Here is a 1,523-nt window from a genome sequence, read left to right as displayed (position 1 = left end):
TCAACGGCACCAACCAGCAGTTCCGGCTGGCCGACTCCGACGCCGGCTACGTGCGGTTGATCGCCCGGCATTCCAACAAGGCCGTGGAGATCCAGAACGCCTCGACCGCCGACGGCGCGAACGTCGTCCAGTACGCCGACTGGAACGGGTCTAACCAGCAGTGGCAGCTCGTCCGCGTCGACGGCGGCACCACGCCGACCACGCCGCCGCCGGGCAACGGCACCGCCGGCTGCGGCAAGGCGCCGGGCATCGCCAGCGGCACGCACACCATCTCCAGCGGCGGCAAGAACCGCACCTTCATCCTGCGGATCCCGGCCAACTACAACCAGAACACCCCGTACCGCCTGGTCTTCGGGTTCCACTGGTGGGGCGGCACGGCGGTCGACGTGGACACCGGTCAGACCGTGGACCGCAACACCTGGTCCTACTACGGGCTCCAGCGGCTGGCGAACAACTCCACGATCTTCGTCGCCCCGCAGGGCATCGACAACGGCTGGGCCAACGCCGGCGGCGAGGACGTCACCTTCGTCGACAACATGCTCAGCCGGATCGAGGGGGCGCTCTGCGTCAACCCGCGCCAGCGCTTCTCCATCGGGTTCAGCTACGGCGGCGCGATGAGCTTCTCCCTGGCCTGCTCCCGACCGAACATCTTCCGCGCGGTCGTGGTGCAGTCCTCCCCGGGCACGCTCAGCGGCTGCAGCGGCGGCACCCAGCCCGTCGCGTACCTGGGCGTGCACGGCATCGGTGACAACATCGCCAGCGGCCGCTCCCTGCGCGACCGCTTCGTCGCCAACAACGGCTGCACCCCGCAGTCGCCCCGCGAGCCGTCGGCGGGCAGCCTGACCCACGTCGTCACCACCTACTCCGGCTGCCGCTCGGGGTACCCGGTGGTCTGGGCCGCCTTCGACGGTGGCCACATCGCCGCGCCCCAGGACGGCGCGGGAGGCGACAGCGGAGCCCGGACCTGGGTCCCCGCGACGGCGTGGAGCTTCATCACGCAGTTCCAGTGACCGGGCCGTTGCAGTGAACGGGCCGTGACGGGCCGCCCGGCGGGTCATGCCGACCGCCGGGCGGCCCCCGGCCGTGGCCGTCGCCGGTGGGCTCGCGGTGTGCGCGTTCCCACGCCCCGTCGACCGAGGGCCCGGCGAATGTTACGGCTTGACGTCCGGAGTGTTATCGCCCACAGTCAATGTGCTCGATGTGAGCGCTAACAGGAGTTGGTGTCGACGGCCTTGGCCGTCCGTCGACCGTCCACGAAGGAGGGACATGGCACTCATCGAACAGGTCGTGCCGGGCGCGCGACGGCGTGGCCGGTTGCCCCGGGTCGCCGCCGCCATGCTGGCGATGCTGCTCGGCGCCGGGATCGTCGCGGTGGTGCCGTCGGCGGCCGTGGCCGCGACGGTGGACACCACCGCGTCGTACGTGTTGGTGAACCGCAACAGCGGCAAGGCGTTGGACCTGTACAACCAGGCGACCAACGACGGGGCGCGGATCACCCAGTGGACGCGCAACGACGGCGCCTG

General features: G+C 70.9%; 2 protein-coding genes. Both read left to right on the top strand.

Annotated elements, in window-relative coordinates:
* On the top strand, positions 1-1,010 hold a 1,010-nt coding region (locus ACVMYR_RS33055), incomplete at its 5' end, for an RICIN domain-containing protein (RefSeq protein WP_457123696.1).
* 256 nt (positions 1,011-1,266) lie between these two features.
* Positions 1,267-1,523, top strand: a 257-nt coding sequence (locus ACVMYR_RS33050; protein WP_457123695.1) for an RICIN domain-containing protein, incomplete at its 3' end; no start/stop codon positions are given.

This window comes from Micromonospora sp. PTRAS2 (genome assembly GCF_054052245.1).
This window is presented reverse-complemented; position numbering and strand designations above follow the sequence as displayed.